The 19707-nt window shown below is 69.5% G+C and carries 21 protein-coding genes; 15 read left to right on the top strand and 6 right to left on the bottom strand.

Going from position 1 to position 19707, the window contains the following annotated elements:
- Positions 1-35: 35 nt before the first annotated feature.
- Positions 36-539, bottom strand: coding sequence for a DUF6328 family protein (locus AB0K11_RS20090; protein WP_364980734.1), 504 nt, complete (start codon positions 537-539; stop codon positions 36-38).
- A 49-nt stretch (positions 540-588) separates the two neighbouring features.
- Positions 589-1140: a dihydrofolate reductase family protein gene (locus tag AB0K11_RS20085; protein WP_364980731.1), complete on the bottom strand. Its 552-nt coding sequence runs from the start codon at positions 1138-1140 to the stop codon at positions 589-591.
- 83 nt (positions 1141-1223) lie between these two features.
- Here AB0K11_RS20085 and AB0K11_RS20080 point away from each other — a divergent pair, with 83 nt between their 5' ends.
- Positions 1224-2621, top strand: coding sequence for an FGGY family carbohydrate kinase (locus tag AB0K11_RS20080; protein ID WP_364980728.1), 1398 nt, complete (start codon positions 1224-1226; stop codon positions 2619-2621).
- Between the two features lie 36 nt (positions 2622-2657).
- On the opposite strand, the gene AB0K11_RS20075 is transcribed toward AB0K11_RS20080, so the two are convergent.
- Positions 2658-3575, bottom strand: a complete 918-nt coding sequence (locus AB0K11_RS20075; RefSeq protein ID WP_364980725.1) for a LysR family transcriptional regulator — start codon at positions 3573-3575, stop codon at positions 2658-2660.
- Positions 3576-3628: 53 nt separating this feature from the next.
- On the opposite strand from AB0K11_RS20075, the gene AB0K11_RS20070 reads away from it, so the two are divergent.
- A complete protein-coding gene (locus AB0K11_RS20070) occupies positions 3629-4471 on the top strand; it encodes an acyl-CoA thioesterase domain-containing protein (RefSeq protein ID WP_364981810.1) in 843 nt (280 codons plus the stop codon).
- Between the two features lie 42 nt (positions 4472-4513).
- The gene (locus AB0K11_RS20065; protein WP_364980722.1) at positions 4514-6010 is read left to right on the top strand and encodes an FGGY-family carbohydrate kinase; all 1497 of its coding nucleotides are present in this window, start codon (positions 4514-4516) and stop codon (positions 6008-6010) included.
- On the opposite strand, the gene AB0K11_RS20060 is transcribed toward AB0K11_RS20065, so the two are convergent.
- Entirely contained in the window at positions 5995-6786 is a 792-nt protein-coding gene (locus AB0K11_RS20060; RefSeq protein WP_364980719.1) for a glucose 1-dehydrogenase, read from the bottom strand. The genes AB0K11_RS20065 and AB0K11_RS20060 overlap by 16 nt on opposite strands.
- A 26-nt stretch (positions 6787-6812) precedes the next feature.
- Entirely contained in the window at positions 6813-7838 is a 1026-nt protein-coding gene (locus tag AB0K11_RS20055) for a sugar-binding domain-containing protein (RefSeq protein WP_364980716.1), read from the bottom strand.
- A 127-nt stretch (positions 7839-7965) separates the two neighbouring features.
- Here AB0K11_RS20055 and eltD point away from each other — a divergent pair, with 127 nt between their 5' ends.
- The 12 genes from eltD to AB0K11_RS19995 all read left to right on the top strand — a co-directional run bounded on the left by eltD (position 7966) and on the right by AB0K11_RS19995 (position 19164).
- Positions 7966-9054, top strand: a complete 1089-nt coding sequence (eltD, locus tag AB0K11_RS20050) for an erythritol/L-threitol dehyrogenase (protein WP_364980713.1) — start codon at positions 7966-7968, stop codon at positions 9052-9054.
- A gap of 20 nt (positions 9055-9074) precedes the next feature.
- Positions 9075-10499, top strand: a complete 1425-nt coding sequence (locus tag AB0K11_RS20045; protein WP_364980710.1) for an extracellular solute-binding protein — start codon at positions 9075-9077, stop codon at positions 10497-10499.
- Between the two features lie 14 nt (positions 10500-10513).
- Positions 10514-11470, top strand: coding sequence for a sugar ABC transporter permease (locus AB0K11_RS20040; protein ID WP_364980707.1), 957 nt, complete (start codon positions 10514-10516; stop codon positions 11468-11470).
- 3 nt (positions 11471-11473) lie between these two features.
- On the top strand, positions 11474-12355 hold the full coding sequence (locus AB0K11_RS20035; protein WP_364980704.1) for a carbohydrate ABC transporter permease: 882 nt from the start codon (positions 11474-11476) through the stop codon (positions 12353-12355).
- A complete protein-coding gene (locus tag AB0K11_RS20030; protein ID WP_364980701.1) occupies positions 12355-13461 on the top strand; it encodes an ABC transporter ATP-binding protein in 1107 nt (368 codons plus the stop codon). The genes AB0K11_RS20035 and AB0K11_RS20030 overlap by 1 nt, the downstream gene beginning before the upstream one ends.
- Entirely contained in the window at positions 13458-14585 is a 1128-nt protein-coding gene (locus AB0K11_RS20025; RefSeq protein WP_364980697.1) for an ABC transporter ATP-binding protein, read from the top strand. Before AB0K11_RS20030 ends, AB0K11_RS20025 begins: the two co-directional genes overlap by 4 nt.
- Entirely contained in the window at positions 14582-16327 is a 1746-nt protein-coding gene (gene derK / locus AB0K11_RS20020; RefSeq protein ID WP_364980694.1) for a D-erythrulose 4-kinase, read from the top strand. The genes AB0K11_RS20025 and derK overlap by 4 nt, the downstream gene beginning before the upstream one ends.
- On the top strand, positions 16324-16797 hold the full coding sequence (locus AB0K11_RS20015) for a ribose-5-phosphate isomerase (protein ID WP_364980691.1): 474 nt from the start codon (positions 16324-16326) through the stop codon (positions 16795-16797). The genes derK and AB0K11_RS20015 overlap by 4 nt, the downstream gene beginning before the upstream one ends.
- A gap of 45 nt (positions 16798-16842) precedes the next feature.
- Positions 16843-17319: an SRPBCC family protein gene (locus tag AB0K11_RS20010; protein WP_364980688.1), complete on the top strand. Its 477-nt coding sequence runs from the start codon at positions 16843-16845 to the stop codon at positions 17317-17319.
- Between the two features lie 46 nt (positions 17320-17365).
- Positions 17366-17821 (top strand): Rieske 2Fe-2S domain-containing protein, encoded by a 456-nt coding sequence (locus AB0K11_RS20005; protein WP_364980685.1) that lies wholly within the window; start codon positions 17366-17368, stop codon positions 17819-17821.
- An 88-nt stretch (positions 17822-17909) separates the two neighbouring features.
- Positions 17910-18776, top strand: coding sequence for an EamA family transporter (locus AB0K11_RS20000; protein WP_364980682.1), 867 nt, complete (start codon positions 17910-17912; stop codon positions 18774-18776).
- 34 nt (positions 18777-18810) lie between these two features.
- Positions 18811-19164, top strand: a complete 354-nt coding sequence (locus tag AB0K11_RS19995; RefSeq protein WP_364980679.1) for a hypothetical protein — start codon at positions 18811-18813, stop codon at positions 19162-19164.
- Between the two features lie 55 nt (positions 19165-19219).
- Here AB0K11_RS19995 and AB0K11_RS19990 read toward each other — a convergent pair whose 3' ends face one another.
- Complete coding sequence (locus tag AB0K11_RS19990) at positions 19220-19648, bottom strand: PPOX class F420-dependent oxidoreductase (protein ID WP_364980676.1); 429 nt, start codon at positions 19646-19648, stop codon at positions 19220-19222.
- Between the last annotated feature and the right edge of the window lie 59 nt (positions 19649-19707).

The following is a 19707-nucleotide window of genomic DNA, read 5'->3' as shown; positions in this document are numbered from 1 at the left end:
TCCCACGGCATCGGCTTCACAAACCCTGATCTGCCTCAATAGGACGTGTCGGTCTTGCGTCGTCCCCACAGCGGCAGCGCGAACCAGAAGGTGTTCAACGCCAGCAACGTGGCGGCTCCGGCGATCCACGCCCCGGTGCGCCCCGCGACGGTGTCGAAGATGACGACCGCGACTCCGGTGAGTGCGGCGCCCAGCAGCAGCAGGCCCCAGATCGCGTACCGGTGCGAGGCGGACACCAGCGCCTCCATCCGGTGCCGCCGGAACAACAACCGGTGCATGCCGACCGGCGCAACCAGCAACACCGTGGCGCCCACCGAACAGGCCACGGTGATCAGGTACACCATCCGCATCACCGCGTCGAGCTGGGGGAACCGGGCCTGGAACGGCAGCGTGAGCAGGAAGCCCGTCAGCAGCTGCACCCCGGTCTGCGCCACGCGCAGCTCCTGCAGCAGGCTCGACCAGTTGCGGTCCAGTCGCTGCGCCTCGGTCTCGTCGCGATCGTCATCCCATCGCCCGGCACCCGGGTGCTCGACGTCCACACCGGCCATTCTCGCAGCAGGGTCATCGGAGCACCCCGCTTCGGCGAAGTCAGCAGGCGCCGTACTTCAGCAATGTGACGCCCGAGGCGAAGGTGCGTGCCGGCTCGAGCACCGAGAGCCGCGGGAGCGCGGTGCCGTCGGGGAACAGCGGCCGCCCGCGGCCCTGCACGGCGGGGTAGACCGACAACCGGAACTCGTCGACCGATCCGGCCGCGATGAGCAGATGGGTGAGCGTGATGCTGCCGGTGACCACGATGTCGCGGCCGGGTCGGGACTTCAGATCTGCCATCTCGGCGACCGGATCTCCGCGCAGCACGGTCGAGTTCGCCCAGCCGGGGTCCGTCATCGTCGACGACACCACATACTTGGCGACCTTGTTGAGGCAGTCGGTGATGCCGGTGCTGTCCTCGGACTGCGCGGGCCAGTACTCCCGGAAATCCTCGAACGTCCGCCGGCCGAGCAGCAGGGCATCGGACTGCCGGTCCTGGCGGTGCGTCTCTTCGAGGAGTTCGTCGTCCTGGACCTGTGGATCGAACCAGTCATCGAGCATCTCGATCGATCCGTCCAGCGTCACGTTCTGGGTGATGACGAGTTTTCGCATGCCGATACCGACTCGCGCAGCGGCCCGGAATCATCGGCGGTGCTGACTAGGCTGTCGAGACGACCCGAGTCGAGGAGGTGGCGGTGACGCTCGTTGCGGGGTTCGACTCGTCGACGCAGTCCTGCAAGTTGGTGATCTGCGACGCCGAGACCGGCGAGGTGGTGCGCGCGGCGTCGTCGCCGCATCCCGAGGGCACCGAGGTCGACCCGCAGCTGTGGTGGTCGGCGCTGCAGGCCACCGTCAGCGCCGCGGGCGGCCTAGACGACGTCGCCGCCGTCGCCGTCGGCGCGCAACAGCACGGCATGGTCTGTCTCGACCGGCACGGTTCGGTGGTACGAGATGCACTGCTGTGGAACGACACCCGGTCCGCCTCGGCCGCCGCGGATCTGGTCGGCGAACTCGGCGGCGGCGCCGCGTGGGCCGACCGGATCGGTGTCGTTCCGGTCGCCTCGATCACCGCGGCGAAATTGCGCTGGCTGGCCGATGACGAACCCTCCAGCGCCGACGCGACGGCGGCGGTGTGTCTGCCGCACGACTGGCTGACGTGGCGGCTGTCCGGCTCCACCGACATCGCCGACCTGCGCACCGACCGCAGCGACGCCAGCGGCACCGGATACTTCTCGGCGGAACGTGATGCCTACGACGACGGGCTGCTGGAGCTGGCGACGCGGGGCCGCCGTCCGTCGCTGCCGACCGTGCTCGGACCCCACGACGAGGCCGGCCGCACGCCGGCGGGCGCGGTGCTCGGGCCCGGAGCGGGGGACAACGCCGCCGCCGCGTTCGGCCTCGGGGCCCAGCCGGGGGACTGCGTGATCTCGCTGGGAACGTCGGGGGTGGTCAGCGCGGTCGGCCACACCGCACCCCACGACGCGGAAGGCATCGTCGCCGGATTCGCCGATGCCACCGGCCGTCAGCTGCCCCTGGTGTGCACACTCAACGGCGCACCGGTGCTGGCCGCGGTGGCCGCCATGCTGCGGGTGGATTTCGACGAACTCGACCGGCTGGCACTGTCGGCGCTGCCGGGGGCCGAGGGCCTGACCCTGGTGCCCTACCTCGACGGGGAGCGCTCGCCGAACCTGCCCGAGTCCGCGGGCGCCGTGCAGGGGGTGACGACCCGCAACCTCACCTCCGCCAACATGGCACGGGCGGCGGTCGAGGGCCTGCTGGCGTCGATGGCCTACTGCATCGACAAGATCTCGGCGCAGGGTGTGGCGGTGGAGCGCATCATCCTGGTGGGCGGCGGGGCCCGATCCCGGGCCGTGCGCAAGATCGCCCCCGCGATCTGGGGCAGGCCCGTCCACGTCCCGACCCCGGGGGAGTACGTGGCGCTCGGCGCCGCGCGGCAGGCGGCGTGGACGCTGTCCGCCGGCGGGGAGCCACCGGAATGGTCCTTCGGCATCACGGCGTCCTACACCGCCGACGCCACCCCTGCCGTGCTGGACCAGTACCGCGCCGCGCAGCCGCTGACGCTCGGCCAGTGACGTAAGCGGTTGCGAGACAGAGGTCTCCGAATTCGCTCAGTGGCGGGCCGCAGGCCTCGGCCACGATTCGGCGGGCACCGGATTGCCGCGCGGCCGCAGCCGGTCGAGCACCAGCCGCAGCGGCGGCCAGGTGGAGCGGCCGCGCCGGGTGACCGCGAAGGCGGTGAGCATGACGGCGGGTTCGGTCAGCGGCAGCACCCGCACGCCGGGTCCCGTCGGCCGGTGCACGGGCAGCAGTCCGACGCCGTAGCCGGTCCTGATCAGGTCCTCGACGAGTTCGAGGCTGTCGATCTGGTGGGCGATGGTCGGGGTGAATCCGGCCAGCGACGCCAGGGTGCGGACAGCGTCCTCGTCGGCGGTGTTGCGGGAGTTGACGATCCAGCGGCGATCCGCGAAGTCGCGGAGGTCGGCGGTGTCGCTGGGGTCATAGTCGGGCACCCCGAGGCCCCACGGTGTGGTCCACAGCGGAACCGCCTCGAGGACGGCGTCCGGTGATGCGGGCGCGAGGTCGTACTCGTAGGTCAGCGCCAGGTCGAGGTCGTCGTCGGCGAGCAGGCGGAACGCCTCGATCGGTTCGTATTCGCTGATCACCACCTCGACCTGGGGGTGGCTGCGGGAGAGTTCGTCGAGGATCGGCAGCAGTGAGACCCGGATCCCGGTGGCGAACCCGCCGACGCGCAGCGTGCCTGCCGGGTCGGCCTCGGGGTCGAGGTCGAGCCGCGCGGCGTCGACCGCAGCCAGGATCGTCACGGCGTGGTCGGCCAGCCGCCGTCCGGCCGGGGTCAGTCGGACGCGCCGGCCGTCGGGTTCGATGAGCCGGGTATCGGTGTCCCGGGCCAGCGCGGCCAACTGCTGCGACACCGTCGATGTGGTCAGGCCGTGCGCGTCGGCGACCGCCCGCATCGAGCCGAGCCGCGACAGCGCCAGCAGCAGGTGCAGCCGGCGGGTGTCCACATTCTCGATTGTCCGTGATCGCCGCATCGTGTGTCCACCACCGTCCGGCGATGATGAACGATACGCGTCTGTGCGAAGATGCCCCGGTGACCCGACCCGCGCACTTCACGCAGCTCGACGAGGATCGCTTCCAGCCGACGCGGTTCGCGCAAAGTCATTGGGGTGCCGACCATCTCAACGGGCCGGCCGTCGTCGGACTCGCCGCCCGTGCACTCGAGACTCATTTCGGGTCGCCGGAGTTCACGCCGGCCCGGCTCACCGTCGACCTGTTCCGCGCCGCACGGGGAGTGCCGACCGAGACCGTCACCCGGCTGGTGCGCGACGGCAGGCGGGTGCGCAACGCGGAATGCGAGATCGTGCAGGGCGATGTGACGGTGGCCCGCGCGACGCTGGTGCAGTATCGGCGCGGTGCGCAACCGCGCGGCGAGGAGTGGACCGCGACAACAGAATTCGCTCCGCCCGCCGACCTGGACCAGGGCCGGCCGATCAACATCGGCAGCGACGGGGTGGGTTGGTCCCATGCGATCGTCGACCACCAGAACGCAGCCCGTAAGCGCACCGTGAACCGCACCGCGGACGTCGTCGAGGGGACGGACAACACGCCGTTCGTCCGGGCGGCGATGGTGGCCGAGGGCACCAGCCTGGTGACCAATCTCGGCACCGCCGGTGTCGGCTACATCAACGGCGATCTCACCGTGGCGCTGGCCCGGTTGCCGGTCGACGACTGGGTGGGCGTGCAGGCCGACGCGCACTGGGTCGACGACGGCGTCGCGGTCGGCACGGCCACCCTGTTCGACCACCTCGGACCGTTCGGGACGGGGATGGTGACCGCGATCGGCAATCCCGACGCGCAGATCGACTTCTCCGACGATCCGTTCCCGTCACGCACCCACTGATCGGCCCACGCCCGGGCAGGCCCACCGCGTAGGGTCGGGACCGTGGATCTGCTGCTCGGAATCGACATGGGCACGGGAAGCACCAAGGGCGTGCTGGTCGACGCCGAGGGTTCGGTGATCGCGTCGGAGACGATCACCCATGCGATGAGCCTGCCGCGCCCGGGATGGGCCGAGGTCGACGCCGAGGCGCTGTGGTGGCGCGAGGTCTGCCAGATCAGCACCGTTTTGATGGCGCAACTGCCCGCCGGCGCCGCGCTGGCCGGCATGTGCGTCAGCGGTGTCGGACCGTGCCTGGTGCTGTGTGACGGCGACCTGCGGCCGCTGCGTCCCGCGATCCTGTACGGCATCGACACCCGCGCCACTGATGAAATCGTCTCGCTGACGGCAGAATTCGGCGAGGAGGCGATCCTCGAGCGGGCAGGCACGCTGCTGTCGAGCCAGGCCGTCGGGCCCAAGCTGGAGTGGGTCCGCCGGCACGAGCCCGAAGTCTTCGAACGCGCCACCGGCTGGTACGGGTCGAACTCCTACATCGCGGCCAAGCTCACCGGCGAGTACGTCATGGACCATCACACCGCCAGCCAGTGCGATCCGCTCTACGCCACCAGGGACTTCGCCTGGAACGACGAATGGGCGCGCCGGATCTGCCGGCATCTGCCGCTGCCACGGCTGGTGTGGCCGAGCGACGTGGTGGGCCGGGTGACCCCGGCGGCGGCCGAGGCGACCGGCGTGCCCGCGGGCACACCTGTGGCGGCAGGCACGGTCGACGCCTACTCCGAGGCATTCTCGGTCGGTGTCCGGCGGCCGGGCGACCAGATGCTGATGTACGGGTCGACGATGTTCCTGGTGCAGATCATCGACACCTATCACAGCGACCCGGCGCTGTGGACCACAGCCGGTGTCGAACCCGGCACCCTCGCGCTGGCCGCGGGGACGTCGACAGCGGGCAGCCTCATCGGGTGGCTGCAGAACGTCACCGGCGGTGCGAGTTTCGACGATCTGATGGCCGAGGCGCGCAGCGTGCCGCCGGGCAGCGACGGCCTGCTGATGCTGCCGTACCTCGCCGGAGAGCGCACGCCGGTGTTCGACCCGCAGGCCCGCGGGGTGGTCGCCGGCCTGACGCTGAGGCACGGCCGCGGTCACCTGTTCCGTGCGGCGTACGAGGGCATCTCGTTCGGTATCCGGCAGATCCTGGAACGATTCGACGACGCCCATTCGGCGGCCCGCACGGTGGCGGTCGGCGGCGGCCTGCGGAGTCCGGTCTGGGCACAGACGCTCTCCGACATCACCGGCCGCCCGCAGCTGGTTCCCGAGCAGGCGATCGGCGCGAGTTACGGTGATGCGCTGCTCGCCGCGATCGGCGTCGGCCTGGTGCCGCCGAGCACCGACTGGGCCAGGATCGCCACGGAGATCGAACCCGATCCGGCCAACCGGGCCCGGTACGACGACCTCTACGAAACCTGGCGGGAGCTGTACCCCGCCACCCGCGAGCAGGTTCACCGGCTGGCGGCCGCCGAGCAGGGCGGTCAGCCCATCGTGTAGCCGCCGTCGAGCGGAAGGTCGACTCCGTTGACCATGCTCGCGGCATCGGAGGCGAGCCACACCACCGCGTCGGAGACCTCGTGCGGGACGGCGAAGCGGCCCAACGGGATACGGGCGAGCATGGGAGCCGCCTTGGCCTCCTCGCCCCACACCCGCTGCCCCATCTCGGTGAGCACCACCGTCGGGCACACCGAGTTTGCCCGGATGCCGTGCGGGCCGAGTTCGCGGGCGAGCACCTTGGTCGCCATGACCAGTCCCGCCTTCGACGCGCAGTACGCGTAATGGTCGGGCAGCGGCGCCAGCGCGGCGGCGGAGGCGACGGTGATGATCGCGCCGCCGGTGCCCTGCCGGACCATCGCCGCACCGACGGCGGCGGCCAGCAGCGCAGGCGCCCGCAGATTGACGGCGATGGTGGCGTCGAACAGCGCGGGATCGGTGTCGACGGCCGGCTGGGGGTGCGAGATCCCGGCGTTGTTGACGAGGACGTCGAGGCCGCCGAACGCGTCGGCGGCGACTCCGGCGAGCGTGTCCGGTCCCTCCAGGTGCGCGAGGTCGACTGCCGCGGTGCGTACCTGGGCACCGTAGCGATCCGAGAGTGCGGTGCGTGCGGCATCGAGTTCGTCCTCGTCGCGTCCGCTGAGCACCAGATCGGCGCCTGCGGCGGCGAAGGCCCGCGCGATGTCGGCGCCGATACCCTTGGTCGCGCCGGTGATCAGGGCGCGTTTGCCGTCCAGGCGTAGCACCCCGGAGTAGCGCGCATCGGCGGTCGTAGTCACGGGAATCCTTTCGGGAGCAGCGCCGGTCAGGCGTCGCGGTCGACGGCGTCGAGGATCGCCGCGGCCGTCGCCGGATCGGTGACGAGTTGATTGAAGTACCCGCCACGGGCGCCGGCGATGATCGACTCGACCTTGTCCGGCCCGACGGCCACCGCGATGGTGACCGGGATGTGGCGCAGCGCATCCAGTTCGACGGCGATCAACCGGTCGCTGCCGTCGAAGTCGACCGGTTCACCGTCGCGGTCGTAGAACCGGGAGCAGACGTCGCCGACCGCGGCGCGCAGCGAGGTCGAGCGGGTGGGCACGAACCGGGGGATGTCCGATCGCATGAGCGGTGGCGCCCCGACGCCCATGAGCGCGCACCGGGCCTGCGGCCACAGATGCAGCACCCGCTGGATGCTCGGGTCGTTGAGCAGCGACGGGTACAGGTCCGCACCCGGAAGTGCCGGAGCGAAGAGGTAGTTCGGCCTGCCGTTGACGCGGTTGGCCACCAGCCGGGTGATCTCGTTGGTCTGGTACCACTCCTCGGGCTGGTCGTTGCCGCCCACGGTCGGCGCAACGAGGACGCCGGGCAGTGCGTGCATCTCGTACTGCGCCACCTCGTAGACGGTGCGTCCCGACGACACCAGCAGCACGTCGCCCGGCAGCAGCCCCGCCGCGCCGAGGGCACGCCCGACGGCGGGTGCCAGTGCTGCACCCATCACGTCGACGATCGTCCTTCCCGGCCCCGGATTCGGCAGGGGGTGGCTGAGGAACACCGTCGTCAGCGCCAGGGCGCGCATCAGCCGGTCACTCAGATCGCCGGTGGCGACTTCGGCGGGTGGGACGACCTCGATGCGCACGATGCCGCGCCGTTTGGCTTCGGCGAGAAGACGACTCACCGTTGCACGGCTGGTGCCGAGCTGGGCGGCGACGTCCGCCTGGGTGGCGTCCTCGGTGTAGTAGAGCTTGGCGGCCGTGTACAGCAGGGACGGCGAGAAGTGACCGGCATCGGCGTCGGCGGCGGCGGCGTCGACACCGGCCGGGCTGACGGGCTGTGCGGGCCGGGGCACGCACCGAGTATGCCATCGACCCGCAGTTTGAACACCTGTTCCTGAACGAATTCTCCTTGAACAAGTGTTCTGGACATATGTGCATGGGTTGGTTAGTGTGACTGCAACCACATCCCGAGGAGCCGCGATGACCGCACAGATTCCCGAGAAGATGCAGGCAGTGGTGTGCCACGGCCCGCATGACTACCGACTCGAGGAAGTCGCCGTGCCGCAGCGCGGTCCCGGGGAAGCGCTCATCCGGGTCGAGGCGGTGGGCATCTGTGCCAGCGACCTGAAGTGCTACCACGGCGCAGCCAAGTTCTGGGGTGACGAGAACCGGCCGGCCTGGGCCGAGACCATGGTGATCCCGGGGCACGAATTCGTCGGCCGGGTGGTCGAACTCGACGACGAGGCCGCGCAGCGCTGGGGGATCGCGGTCGGCGACCGGGTGGTCTCCGAGCAGATCGTGCCGTGCTGGGAGTGCCGGTTCTGCAAGCGCGGCCAGTACCACATGTGTCAGCCGCACGACCTCTACGGCTTCAAGCGCCGCACACCCGGGGCGATGGCCAGCTACATGGTGTATCCGGCGGAAGCGCTGGTGCACAAGGTGTCCGGCGATGTCGCGCCCGCGCACGCCGCATTCGCCGAGCCGCTGTCGTGTGCCCTGCACGCCGTCGAGCGCGCCCAGATCACCTTCGAGGACACCGTGGTGGTCGCCGGCTGCGGCCCGATCGGCCTGGGCATGGTCGCCGGTGCACGCGCCAAGAACCCGATGCGGGTGATCGCGCTCGACATGGCGCCGGAGAAGCTGGAACTCGCCACCCGCTGTGGCGCCGACCTGACCGTCAACATCGCCGAGCAGGACGCCGAGCAGATCGTCAAGGACCTCACCGACGGCTACGGCGCGGACGTCTACCTCGAAGGGACCGGCCACACCTCCGCGGTGCCGCAGGGCCTGAACCTGCTGCGCAAGCTCGGCCGCTACGTCGAGTACGGCGTCTTCGGCAGCGACGTCACCGTGGACTGGAGCATCATCAGCGACGACAAGGAGCTCGACGTCCTCGGCGCTCACCTCGGCCCGTACTGCTGGCCGGCCGCCATCAAGATGATCGAGTCCGGTGTGCTGCCGATGGATCAGATCTGCACTCACCAACTGCCGCTCACCGATTTCCAGAAGGGTCTGGACCTGGTGGCGAGCGGCAAGGAGTCCGTCAAGGTCTCGTTGATCCCGGCCTGAACGAGCGAAGGACCGAAGACATGAGTCGATTCACTCCCTCGGGCCCGCGGATGACGCGGCGGGACCTGTTGACCGCAATGGGCATCGCCGGAGCCGCCGCGGCTAGCCTGCCGGTGCTGTCGGCCTGCGGCGTGGGCGGGAAGGCCGGTGCGCCGAACGGCGCGTCGGAGATCAGCGGCGGGTTCGACTGGCGCAAGGCGGCCGGGTCGACGATCAACATCCTGCAGACCCCGCACCCCTACCAGCTGTCGTATCAGCCACTGCTGCAGGAGTTCACCGAACTCACCGGCATCAACGTCAACGTCGACCTGGTGCCCGAAGCCGATTACTTCACCAAGTTGAACACCGAGCTCGCCGGCGGTTCGGGCAAGCACGACGCGTTCATGCTCGGCGCGTACTTCATCTGGCAGTACGGCCCGCCCGGCTGGATCGAAGACCTCGATCCCTGGCTGAAGAACAGTTCCGCCACCAGCGCGGAGTACGACTTCGAGGACATCTTCGACGGCCTGCGCACGTCAACCCGATGGGACTTCACCCTCGGCAACCCGCTGGGCACCGGTGGGCAGTGGGCGATCCCGTGGGGTTTCGAGAACAACGTGGTGGCCTACAACAAGCGGGTCTTCGACGAGAAGGGCATCAAGAAGCTGCCCGACAACCTCGACGACTTCATCCAGCTCGCCGTCGACCTCACCGACCGCTCGGAGAACCGGTACGGCCTGTCCACCCGCGGATCCAAGTCGTGGGCGACCATCCATCCCGGTTTCATGACGCAGTACACCCGCCAGGGTGCGGTGGACTACACGTTCAACGGGTCCGAACTGGTCGCCGAGATGGACAGCGACAAGGCCATCGACTTCACCGAGAAGTGGATCGACCTGCAGCACCGGGCTGGTCCGACGTCGTGGACCACCTACGACTATCCCAATGCCACCGGCGATCTCGGTGACGGCAAGGCGATGATGGTGTTCGACGCCGACAGCGCCACCTACCCGAAGAACAAGCCGGGGGCGAGCAAGGAGGCGGGCAACATCGCCTGGTACGCCGGACCCGCAGGGCCCGACGGCAACTACAAGACGAATCTCTGGACGTGGAGCTGGGCGATGAGCTCGGCGTCGCGGAACAAGCTGCCCGCCTGGCTGTTCATCCAGTGGGCCACCGGCAAGGAGTCGATGAACAAGGCCGTCCAGGGCGGCACCTACGCCGATCCGGTGCGCAAGTCGGTGTTCGACAGCACCTTCAAGCGGGTCGCCGCCGACCAGTTCGGCTACCTCGAGGCATTCGAGACGGTGATCGGGGAGTCGAAGATCCAGTTCACCCCGCAGAAGAAATTCTTCGACACCACCCAGAGCTGGGCGGTGGCGCTGCAGGACATCTACGGCGGCGACGACGCGGCCACCCGGCTGCGCAGCCTCGCCAAGACCAACACCTCCAAGGTCAACCTCTAGGAGCCGTGGCGCACATGACAACTCAGACCCCCAAGGCACCGGAGACGTCGTCGGAGCAGCCGGCGCATGTCCCGGGGCGCGACCTGCCCGAGGTGCCGACCTGGCGCCGCAGGCTGCGCCCGTACCTGCTCTCGATCCCGGCCCTGGTCATCGTCATCGGGATTCTCTACCCGTTCGCCGTCGGCGCGTACTACGCCTTCCTCAACTACGCCGCGGTCAATCCCGACCCGCACTTCGTCTGGTTCCAGAACTTCGCCTCGGTGCTCGGCGACCAGGTGTTCTGGCGCAGCGTGCAGGTGACCGCGATCTTCGCGGTGCTCGCCACGGCCATCGAGACGGTGCTCGGTGTCGGGTTGGCGCTGCTGCTCAACCGGTCGTCGATCATCGGCAAGATCTTCGAGAAGGTGCTGATCCTGCCGCTGATGATCGCCCCGGTGATCGCGGGCGTCATCTGGAAGCTGATGTTCAACCCGCAGTTCGGCATCCTCAACCACGTTCTGGGGCTGGGCAACACCTTCGACTGGCTGTCGGCGGGCAACGCGCTGTTCTCGGTCATCCTGGTCGACATCTGGATCTTCACCCCGTTCGTGGCGATCCTCGTGCTGGCGGGCATCCGGTCACTGCCCAGAGAGCCGTTCGAGGCGTCCGAGGTCGACGGCGCGAACTGGTTCTACATGTTCCGCAAGCTGATGCTGCCGATGCTGTGGCCATACATCCTGGTGGCCGTCATCTTCCGGTTCATGGACAACCTCAAGGTGTTCGACCACATCTACGTGCTCACGGCGGGCGGTCCGGGGGTGGCCACCCGCACCCTGCAGATCGGCGCGTTCGAGGACTCGATCATCAACCTCGACTACTCCCGCGGCAGCACCTACATGTTGCTGCTCTGGATCATCGTGTTCATCACCGCGCGCTACCTGGTGAGCGTGCTCGGCAAGGCGCAGCGTCGTGCTGCCGGAGCGGAGTCCTGAGAGATGGCACTGAAATTGAGCCGGGCCGAACTGCTCCCCGGCCAGAAGCGGCTCTCGATCGGCGCGGTGGCCGCCGACGTCGGACTGGTGTTCTGGTTCCTGTTCTCGCTCTTCCCGATCTTCTGGATGCTGATGCTGGCCCTGAAGAACGCCGAGCAGCAGACCACCACCTACTTCTCGTTCAGCCCGACGTGGTCGAACTTCGCCACGGTGCTGTCCGAGAAGGGCACCCAGATGACCAGCGTCGACTTCAAGGCGTCTCTGCTCACCAGCCTGCTCAACTGCGGTGGCGCCGTTCTGGTCTCACTCGTCATCGGCATCCCGGCCGCCTACGCCGCCGGCCGCTGGCAGTACCGGGGCTCCAACGACCTGATGTTCCAGATGCTGTCGTTCCGCTTCGCGCCGGAGTTGATGGTGATCGTGCCGCTGTTCGTGATCTACAACCAGATCGGGCTGTTCGACACCAAGGTCGGCATGATCTGGGTGCTGCAACTGGTCACCATGCCGCTGGTGGTGTGGATCCTGCGGTCCTACTTCCAGGACCTGCCCGAGGATCTCGAGCAGGCGGCGCTGCTCGACGGCTACACCCGCAGGCGCGCGTTCATGATGGTCGCGCTGCCGATCGTGCGGCCGGGTATCGCCGCCGCGGCGCTGCTGGCGTTCATCTTCGCCTGGAACAACTACGTGTTCCCGCTCATCCTGGCCGACAGCAATGCCGGCACCGTCACCGTGGCGATCACGAAGTTCCTCGGCGGCGGCGGCCAGGCGTACTACAACCTCACGGCCGCGGCGGCGATCATCGCGGCTCTTCCGCCCCTCATCCTGGCGCTGACCATTCAGCGCTACCTGGTCCGGGGCCTGTCGTTCGGGGCGGTGAAAGCCTGATGGCCACGGTATCGGTTGTCGATCTGCACAAGTCGTTCGGGAAAACCCACGCGGTCAACGGGATATCCGTCGACATCGAGGACGGCGAGTTCTTCGTCATCCTCGGTCCGAGCGGCGCGGGCAAGACCACGACGCTCAAGTCGATCGCAGGCCTTGTCGACATCGACGACGGGTCGGTGGCGATCGGCGGCCGGGACGTCACCCTGGTCGAGCCGTATCACCGCAACGTCGCGATGGCCTTCGAGAGCTACGCGCTGTACCCGCAGAAGACGGTCAGCGAGAACCTCGCCTCGCCGCTGAAATCGGGCCGCACGGGCCGCTACACCGAGGCGCAGCGCACCGAGCGGATCGACCAGGTCACCACCACGCTGGGGATCAACCACCTGCTGAAGCGGTTCCCGCGCGAGCTGTCCAACGGCCAGCGTCAGCGCGTCGCCCTGGGCCGGGTGCTGGTGCGGCCGGCCGACATCTACCTGCTCGACGAACCGCTCAGCCACCTCGACGCCAAGCTGCGCGCCTCGATGCGGGCCGAACTCAAACAACTGGGCGCGATGTCGAACACCACCACGCTCTACGTCACCCACGACTACCAGGAGGCACTCGCGCTGGGCGATCGCATCGCGGTGATGCGCGACGGGACCCTCGTCCAGATCGGCACCCCGGAGGAGATCTGGCGGCGACCGGCGGACACCTTCGTCGCCAAGGCGCTGGGCCAACCGGAGATCAACCTGCTCGACGGCGTGGTCGACGACGGCCGGATCCGGCTCGGTGACGGCTCGTTCGACGTGCCGGTGCCCGCGGGCACCTCGGTCGACCGGGGTGATCGGGTCCGAGTCGGCCTGCGGCCCTGCGACATCCACGTCACCCCCGGTGCGGGCGTACTGCGCGGCAGGGTGTCGCTCGCCGAGCGACTCGGCCGCAACGTGGAGCTGACCGTCGAGGTCGGGGGAGTGCCGTTGATCGTGCTGGCGTCCGGCCGCGAGGGCGTCGACGAGGGCGCCGAGATCACCATGTCGGTCGCGGACGGCGACATCCACGTGTTCTCCGCCGGCGACGGCGACACCCCGCGGCTCGGCGCCGACAAGATGCTGGAGGCGATGAAGTGACGACCACGACGGTCGACCCGAAGACCACCACCGCGCAGAGCCTCACCCTCACCGACCTGGTCAAGACGTACATGGCGCGGGGACGCGAGAGTTTCCAGGCGGTCAAGGGCATCAACCTCGACATCGCTCCCGGTGAGCTGATCGCGCTGCTCGGCCCCTCGGGGTGCGGCAAGACGACAACCCTGCGGATGATCGCCGGACTGGAGACCGTCACCAGTGGGTCCATCAAGATCGGTGAGCGGGAGATCTCCGGGCTGCCCGCCGCCAAGCGCGGTATCGGGGTCGGATTCGAGAGTTACGCGCTGTATCCACCGATGTCGGTGCGCGACAACCTGCTCTACGGCCTGAAGGCACGCAAGGTCAAAGGTGCCGAGCAGATGGTCGACTCCATCAGTGAGCGGCTGGAGATGCGCGAGATGATGAACTTGCGGCCTGCGGGGCTGTCCAGCGGTCAGAAGCAGCGGGTGGCCTTGGCCCGCGCACTGGTCCGCAACCCACCGGTGCTGCTGCTCGACGAACCGCTCAGCCACCTCGACGCCTCGGCGCGCCAGCGGGTGCGGCGTGAACTGAAGGTGCTGCAGCGGGAGTTCGGCTACACCACCATCGTCGTCACCCACGATCAGGTCGAAGCCCTTTCGCTGGCCGACCGCCTCGCGGTGATGGACGCCGGCGTGGTCCAGCAGTTCGGCACCCCGGACGAGGTGTTCGACGACCCGGCGAACCTGTTCGTCGCGCAGTTCGTCGGCGAACCGCAGATCAACGTGCTGCGCGGTACCGCGCGCACGGTGGACGGCCGCGTGCGTGTCGAGATCGGCAGGGACGCAGGCGCTCTGGACACCACCGTGACCGGCGTCGCCGACGGCACGAAGGTCAGTGTCGGCGTCCGCCCGCAGGACTGCGCCATCGCCGCCGACCCGTCCCGCGGCGTGGCCGCCACGATCGCGTATTTCGAGCACCTGCTCGAGTTCGGCCTGGCCACCAGCACCGTCGCCGGGATGGAGGAGGGCATCGTGGTGCAGACACCGGCCGCGGAGAGCTATGAGCCCGAGCAGCAGGTGACCGTCACCGCGCCGCCCGAGCGGGTCTACCTGTTCGACGCCGAGTCCGGAGATCGGTTGCGATGACCAAGCTCTTCAACGACCCGGCGCGGTTCACCGAGGACATGCTCGCCGGGTTCCTCGACGCCAACGCCCGCTACGTCGTCGGCGTGCCCGGCGGAGTGGTGCGCGCCCAGGAGACCCGGCCCGGGAAGGTCGCCGTCGTCATCGGCGGCGGATCCGGCCACTACCCGGCGTTCTGCGGCACGGTGGGAACCGGTTTCGCCGACGGCGCGGTGGTCGGCAACATCTTCACCTCCCCGTCGGCCGAGGAGGCGGCGTCGGTGGCGCGCGCCGCGCACGGCGACGCGGGTGTGCTGCTCACCACCGGGAACTACGCGGGCGACGTGATGAACTTCGGCCTGGCGGTGACACAGCTGCGCGGCGAGGGCATCGACGCGCACTACTTCGCCGTGACCGACGACGTCGCCAGCGCCCCGAAGGGCGAAGAATCCAAGAGACGCGGCATCGCAGGCGATTTCACCGTTTTCAAGTGTGCGAGCGCCGCCGCCGAGGAGGGTCTCGACCTCGCGGGTGTGGTCGCGGTCGCGGAAGCCGCGAACGCCGCCACCCGCACCCTCGGGGTGGCGTTCGACGGCTGCACCCTGCCGGGTGCCGATCACCCGCTGTTCACCGTGCCCGAGGGCACGATGGGCGTCGGCCTCGGCATCCACGGCGAACCCGGGGTGGCCGAGGAGTCGATGCCGACGGCGGCGGACCTGGCCGCCACCCTCGTCGACGGCGTGCTGGCGGAGAAGCCGGACCAGTCCGGGGAGCGCATCGCGGTGATCCTCAACGGACTCGGCCGCACCAAGTACGAAGAGCTGTTCGTGGTGTGGGGCGAGGCGGCACGGCTGCTGCGCGAGCGGGGCTACACGGTCGTCGAGCCCGAGGTGGGCGAACTCGTCACCAGTCTCGACATGGCGGGCTGCTCGCTGACCGTGATGTGGCTCGACGAGACGCTCGAGCGGTACTGGACCGCCCCCGCGGACACCCCGGCCTACCGGAAAGGCGCGGTGCCGGTCGCCGGGCAGGGTCCGCGGCGCTCGGAATCCGACACCGCATCCGCACCCGACGCACCGCGGCCGGCCGAGCTTTCCGACGAGGACGGCCGGGCCGGCGGCCGGCTGGTGGCGAAGGCTCTCGAGGCGATGGCCGCAATGCTGGCCGACGCGGAGGACGAGCTCGGCCGCATCGACGCGGTCGCAGGCGACGGCGACCACGGCCGCGGCATGGTGAAGGGGTCGTCGGCCGCCCGTGCCGCCGCCACCCGCGCCGTGGACGACGGCGCAGGCCAGGGCTCCGTACTGACCGCGGCGGGCAGGGAGTGGGCGGCCAAGGCCGGCGGCACCTCCGGCGTGCTGTGGGGCGCACTGCTCAGCGCCATCGGCGGACGCCTCGGCGACACCGGCCGCCCGGACTCCGCCACCGTGGCCGCGGGCCTGCGCGACGGCTACGACGCGCTGATCGAACTCGGCGGCGCGGCACCGGGGGACAAGACCATGCTCGACGCACTGCTGCCGTTCGTCGAGGAACTCGAGCGCCGGACCGCAGACGGCGAATCCTGGCAACAGGCTTGGACATCGGCGGCCGAGACCGCCACCGACGCGGCCCGCGCCACCGCCGAGATGCGGCCCAAGGTCGGCCGTGCCCGGCCGCTCGCCGAGCGCAGTGTCGGCACACCCGATGCCGGCGCCACGTCACTGGCGATGTGCGCACGCACCGTCGCGGGCTGCCTCACGGCGACCGCAGGAGGAGACAGGAAATGACCGACGGACTTCGCATCGTGGTGGGTTCCGACGACGCCGGCTACGAGTACAAGGAAGCGCTGAAGGGCGACCTGAAGGCCGATGAACGCGTCGCCGAGGTCACCGACATCGGCGTGGGCACCGACGAGAACACGGCATACCCGCACATAGCGGTGGCCGCCGCACGCCTGGTGGCCGAGGGCAAGGCCGACCGCGCGCTGCTGGTGTGCGGTACCGGCCTCGGCGTGGCGATCAGCGCCAACAAGGTGCCCGGCATCCGCGCCGTCACCGCACACGACAGTTTCTCCGTCGAGCGGTCGGTGCTGTCCAACAACGCCCAGGTGCTCTGCTTCGGACAGCGCGTGGTGGGCCTGGAGCTCGCGCGGCGGCTGGCGCGGGAATGGCTGGGCTATGAGTTCGACCCCGGCAGCGCATCGGCCGACAAGGTCGAGGCCATCTGCGGATACGAACCGGCGGCTCCGTCGTCCTGACCGGCCGGCGTTTGCCGTCCGGGGGCGACGGGGTAGCCGAAATTCATGGTCACTTCCACCGTCGAGGCACTCGACACCGGTACCCAGAAAGTCTCCCGGCGTGTGCGGGTGAACGCCCCTGCGGCCGAGATCTACGCGCTGCTGGCCGATCCGCACCGCCACCCCGAGCTCGACGGCTCGGGCACGATCCGCGACGTGCCGATCACCGGACCGCATCGCGTGGCGCCCGGTGACTCGTTCACCGTCGGCATGAAGCAGTACGGCGTGCCGTACACGATCACGTCCACCGTCACCGTCGCGCAGGACGATCGGGTCATCGAGTGGCAGCATCCGCTCGGGCACCGCTGGCGCTGGGAGCTCACCCAGGTGGCGGCCGACTCCACCGAGGTCACCGAGACGTTCGACTATTCGACGGCCAAAGCCCCGCTGCTGATCACGATGTTCGGCATGCACCGCAAGAACGCCGAGGGCATCGCGTCGACCCTGCGGAATCTCGCCCAGCGGTACGCCGCGCAGAGCTGACCGGCAGGCCGCGTTTGACGGCCCCCATCCGGGGCACCGTTAGGGCATGGTCCGCCTTCGCAACGACCCGCACGAGCGCGGCGTCGACACCGGCAGCATGCTGCCCCCGGTCACCCACGACAATCCCGTCCAGGCACAGGGTGACGTGCTCGTCCGCGTCGACCAGCTCGGCGAGCGCGGCGTCCGGGAGGTGAGAACCGAGCGGCACGGCGTCCTGGCGGTCGGCGTAACGCCCGACGGAGAACCGTTCGCCGTCGGCAACGTCTGCCGCCACCAGTTCGCCCGCATGGGGCGTGGCCGTGTCACCGCGTCGGGCTGTCTGGAATGCCCCTGGCACCGCGCACGATACGACGTGACGAGCGGCCGGATGGTGGAAGGGCCGAAGGGCCGCATCTTCGGATTCCGCCCGTACTCGGCGATGGTCCGGTTGTTCGGCAACCGGTTCGGGCTGCAGACGGTCCCGGTCCGGCTGCAGGACGGCGCGATACACCTCGTTGCGTGACGGCCACACCGACCGTTCACGGAACATGAACAATGTGTCCGTCGAAATCGCGTGGACGCGAACGGTCTGACTCCCGTTCAATGCAGGAATGTCGAGCAGTCACGTCCGCACCGGGGCGTTCATGGCCGTGGCGGCCATGCTGTCGGTGCAACTCGGCGTGGCGGTCGCCGTCGCGCTGATCGACCGGATCGGCGCCGACGGCGCCGCGTGGTTACGGCTCAGCTGGGCCGGCCTGCTGTTCCTCGTCGTGCTGCGGCCACGCGCCGCGCGGTTCACCCGCCGGACGTTCGCCACCTGTGTCGGCCTCGGCGTCGTCACCGCAGGCATCACCCTGCTGTACATGGCTGCGCTGGAGCGGATTCCGATGGGAACGGCCAGCGCACTGGAGTTCCTCGGCCCGCTCGCCGTGGCGGTCGCCCACGGCCGCGGCCGTGGGCGCATCCTGTGGCCCGCCCTTGCGGCGGCCGGGGTGCTGCTGATGACCGAGCCGTGGTCGGGCACCGTCGACCCGGTCGGCGTGATGTACGCGCTGGCCGCCGGGTGCTGCTGGGCGGGCTACATCCTGCTGACCCAGCGGGTCGGTGACCAGGTCGCCGGGATCGGGGGTCTTTCGGTGTCGATGCCGGTGGCGGCGCTGGTCGCGACCGCAGTCGTCGGTCCCGACGTGTTCGACCGGCTCACTCCGCAACTCCTGCTGATCGGCCTCGGATTGGCCGTGCTGCTGCCGGTGGTTCCGTTCGCGCTGGAACTGCTGGCACTGCGTCGGCTCACCACTGCCGCGTTCGGCACGCTGATGAGCCTCGAACCGGCCTTCGCGCTCGTCATCGGATGGGCGATCCTGCACCAGATCCCCGAGGCCTCGGCGGTGGCCGGCATGTGTTTCGTGGTGGCGGCGGGCGCGGGCGCCGCGCGTGCGGGTGACCGGTCGGCGCCGGTACCCGCCGAGGTCGGCTGAGGGCTACGCTCGTCGGAGCATCAGGGAGGTGGCGATGGCGCGGGGGATGTTCGACTCGCCGCTCGTGGGTGTCGTGAATGCCGGTGTGGTGCGACTGCTGAACCTGCCCCTCGTGGGCCGGCTGGTCGGCCGCGGCCTGGTCGTGATCCGGTATGTGGGACGCCGTTCGGGTACCACGTTCGAGACGCCGGTGGGTTACCGCCGCCGCGGCGACACGATCGTCATCGGCATCGTGGCCCCCGGCAAGAAGAACTGGTGGCGCAATTTCCTCGACGGCGGCGCGCCGATCACCCTGCTGGACTTCGAGGGCCGCGACCGGACGGGGCACGCCGTGGCGCATCGCGACGACCGCGGTGAGGTCTCGGTGGCGGTGACACTGGACCCCTGACAGCCCTGGTACAGCCGCCGCGCGGCGACGACCGCGGGTTCTGCCCAGCCCGGTGTCAGCCCCGGCCGTCGGGCTGGCTGGTGTTCTTGTGCGCACCCCAGCCGTGCACACGCTCGATCTCGAGCAGTGCGCTGACCCGCGGGCGGTCTCGCTGTGCGTACTGCTCACCGGTGTAGTGCCGGGACAGGGCGTCGATGTCGCCGAGGCCGTCGTCCGCATAGATGTCGACTATCCGGCCGATGAGGGTGACGTGGGTGTACCAGTCCTCGCCGTCCAGCACCGTGAGTGACACCCGCGGGTCGTGGCGGATGTGCTCGAGCCGCTTGCGGCCCGCGTCCATGTTCACCAGCACGCGACCGTCGCGCAGGAGGTACCAGGTGGCAGCGGACACCGGTTGCCCGTCGCGCCTGACCGTGCTGATGACGGCCGGATTGGGTTTGGAGAGCATCGCGGTGGCGTCGTCGGACAGCAATGGCGCGGGCACGGTGTCTCCCCTCGAACGAGCGTTGTCGCAGGGCCGGATGCCCCGTCCACCCGGCGATG

Source organism: Mycobacterium sp. NPDC050551 (genome assembly GCF_040674075.1).
Classification (GTDB): Bacteria; Actinomycetota; Actinomycetes; order Mycobacteriales; family Mycobacteriaceae; genus Mycobacterium.
Note: the sequence above shows the minus strand (reverse complement) of the source record. Positions and strands in the feature narration are given on the sequence as shown.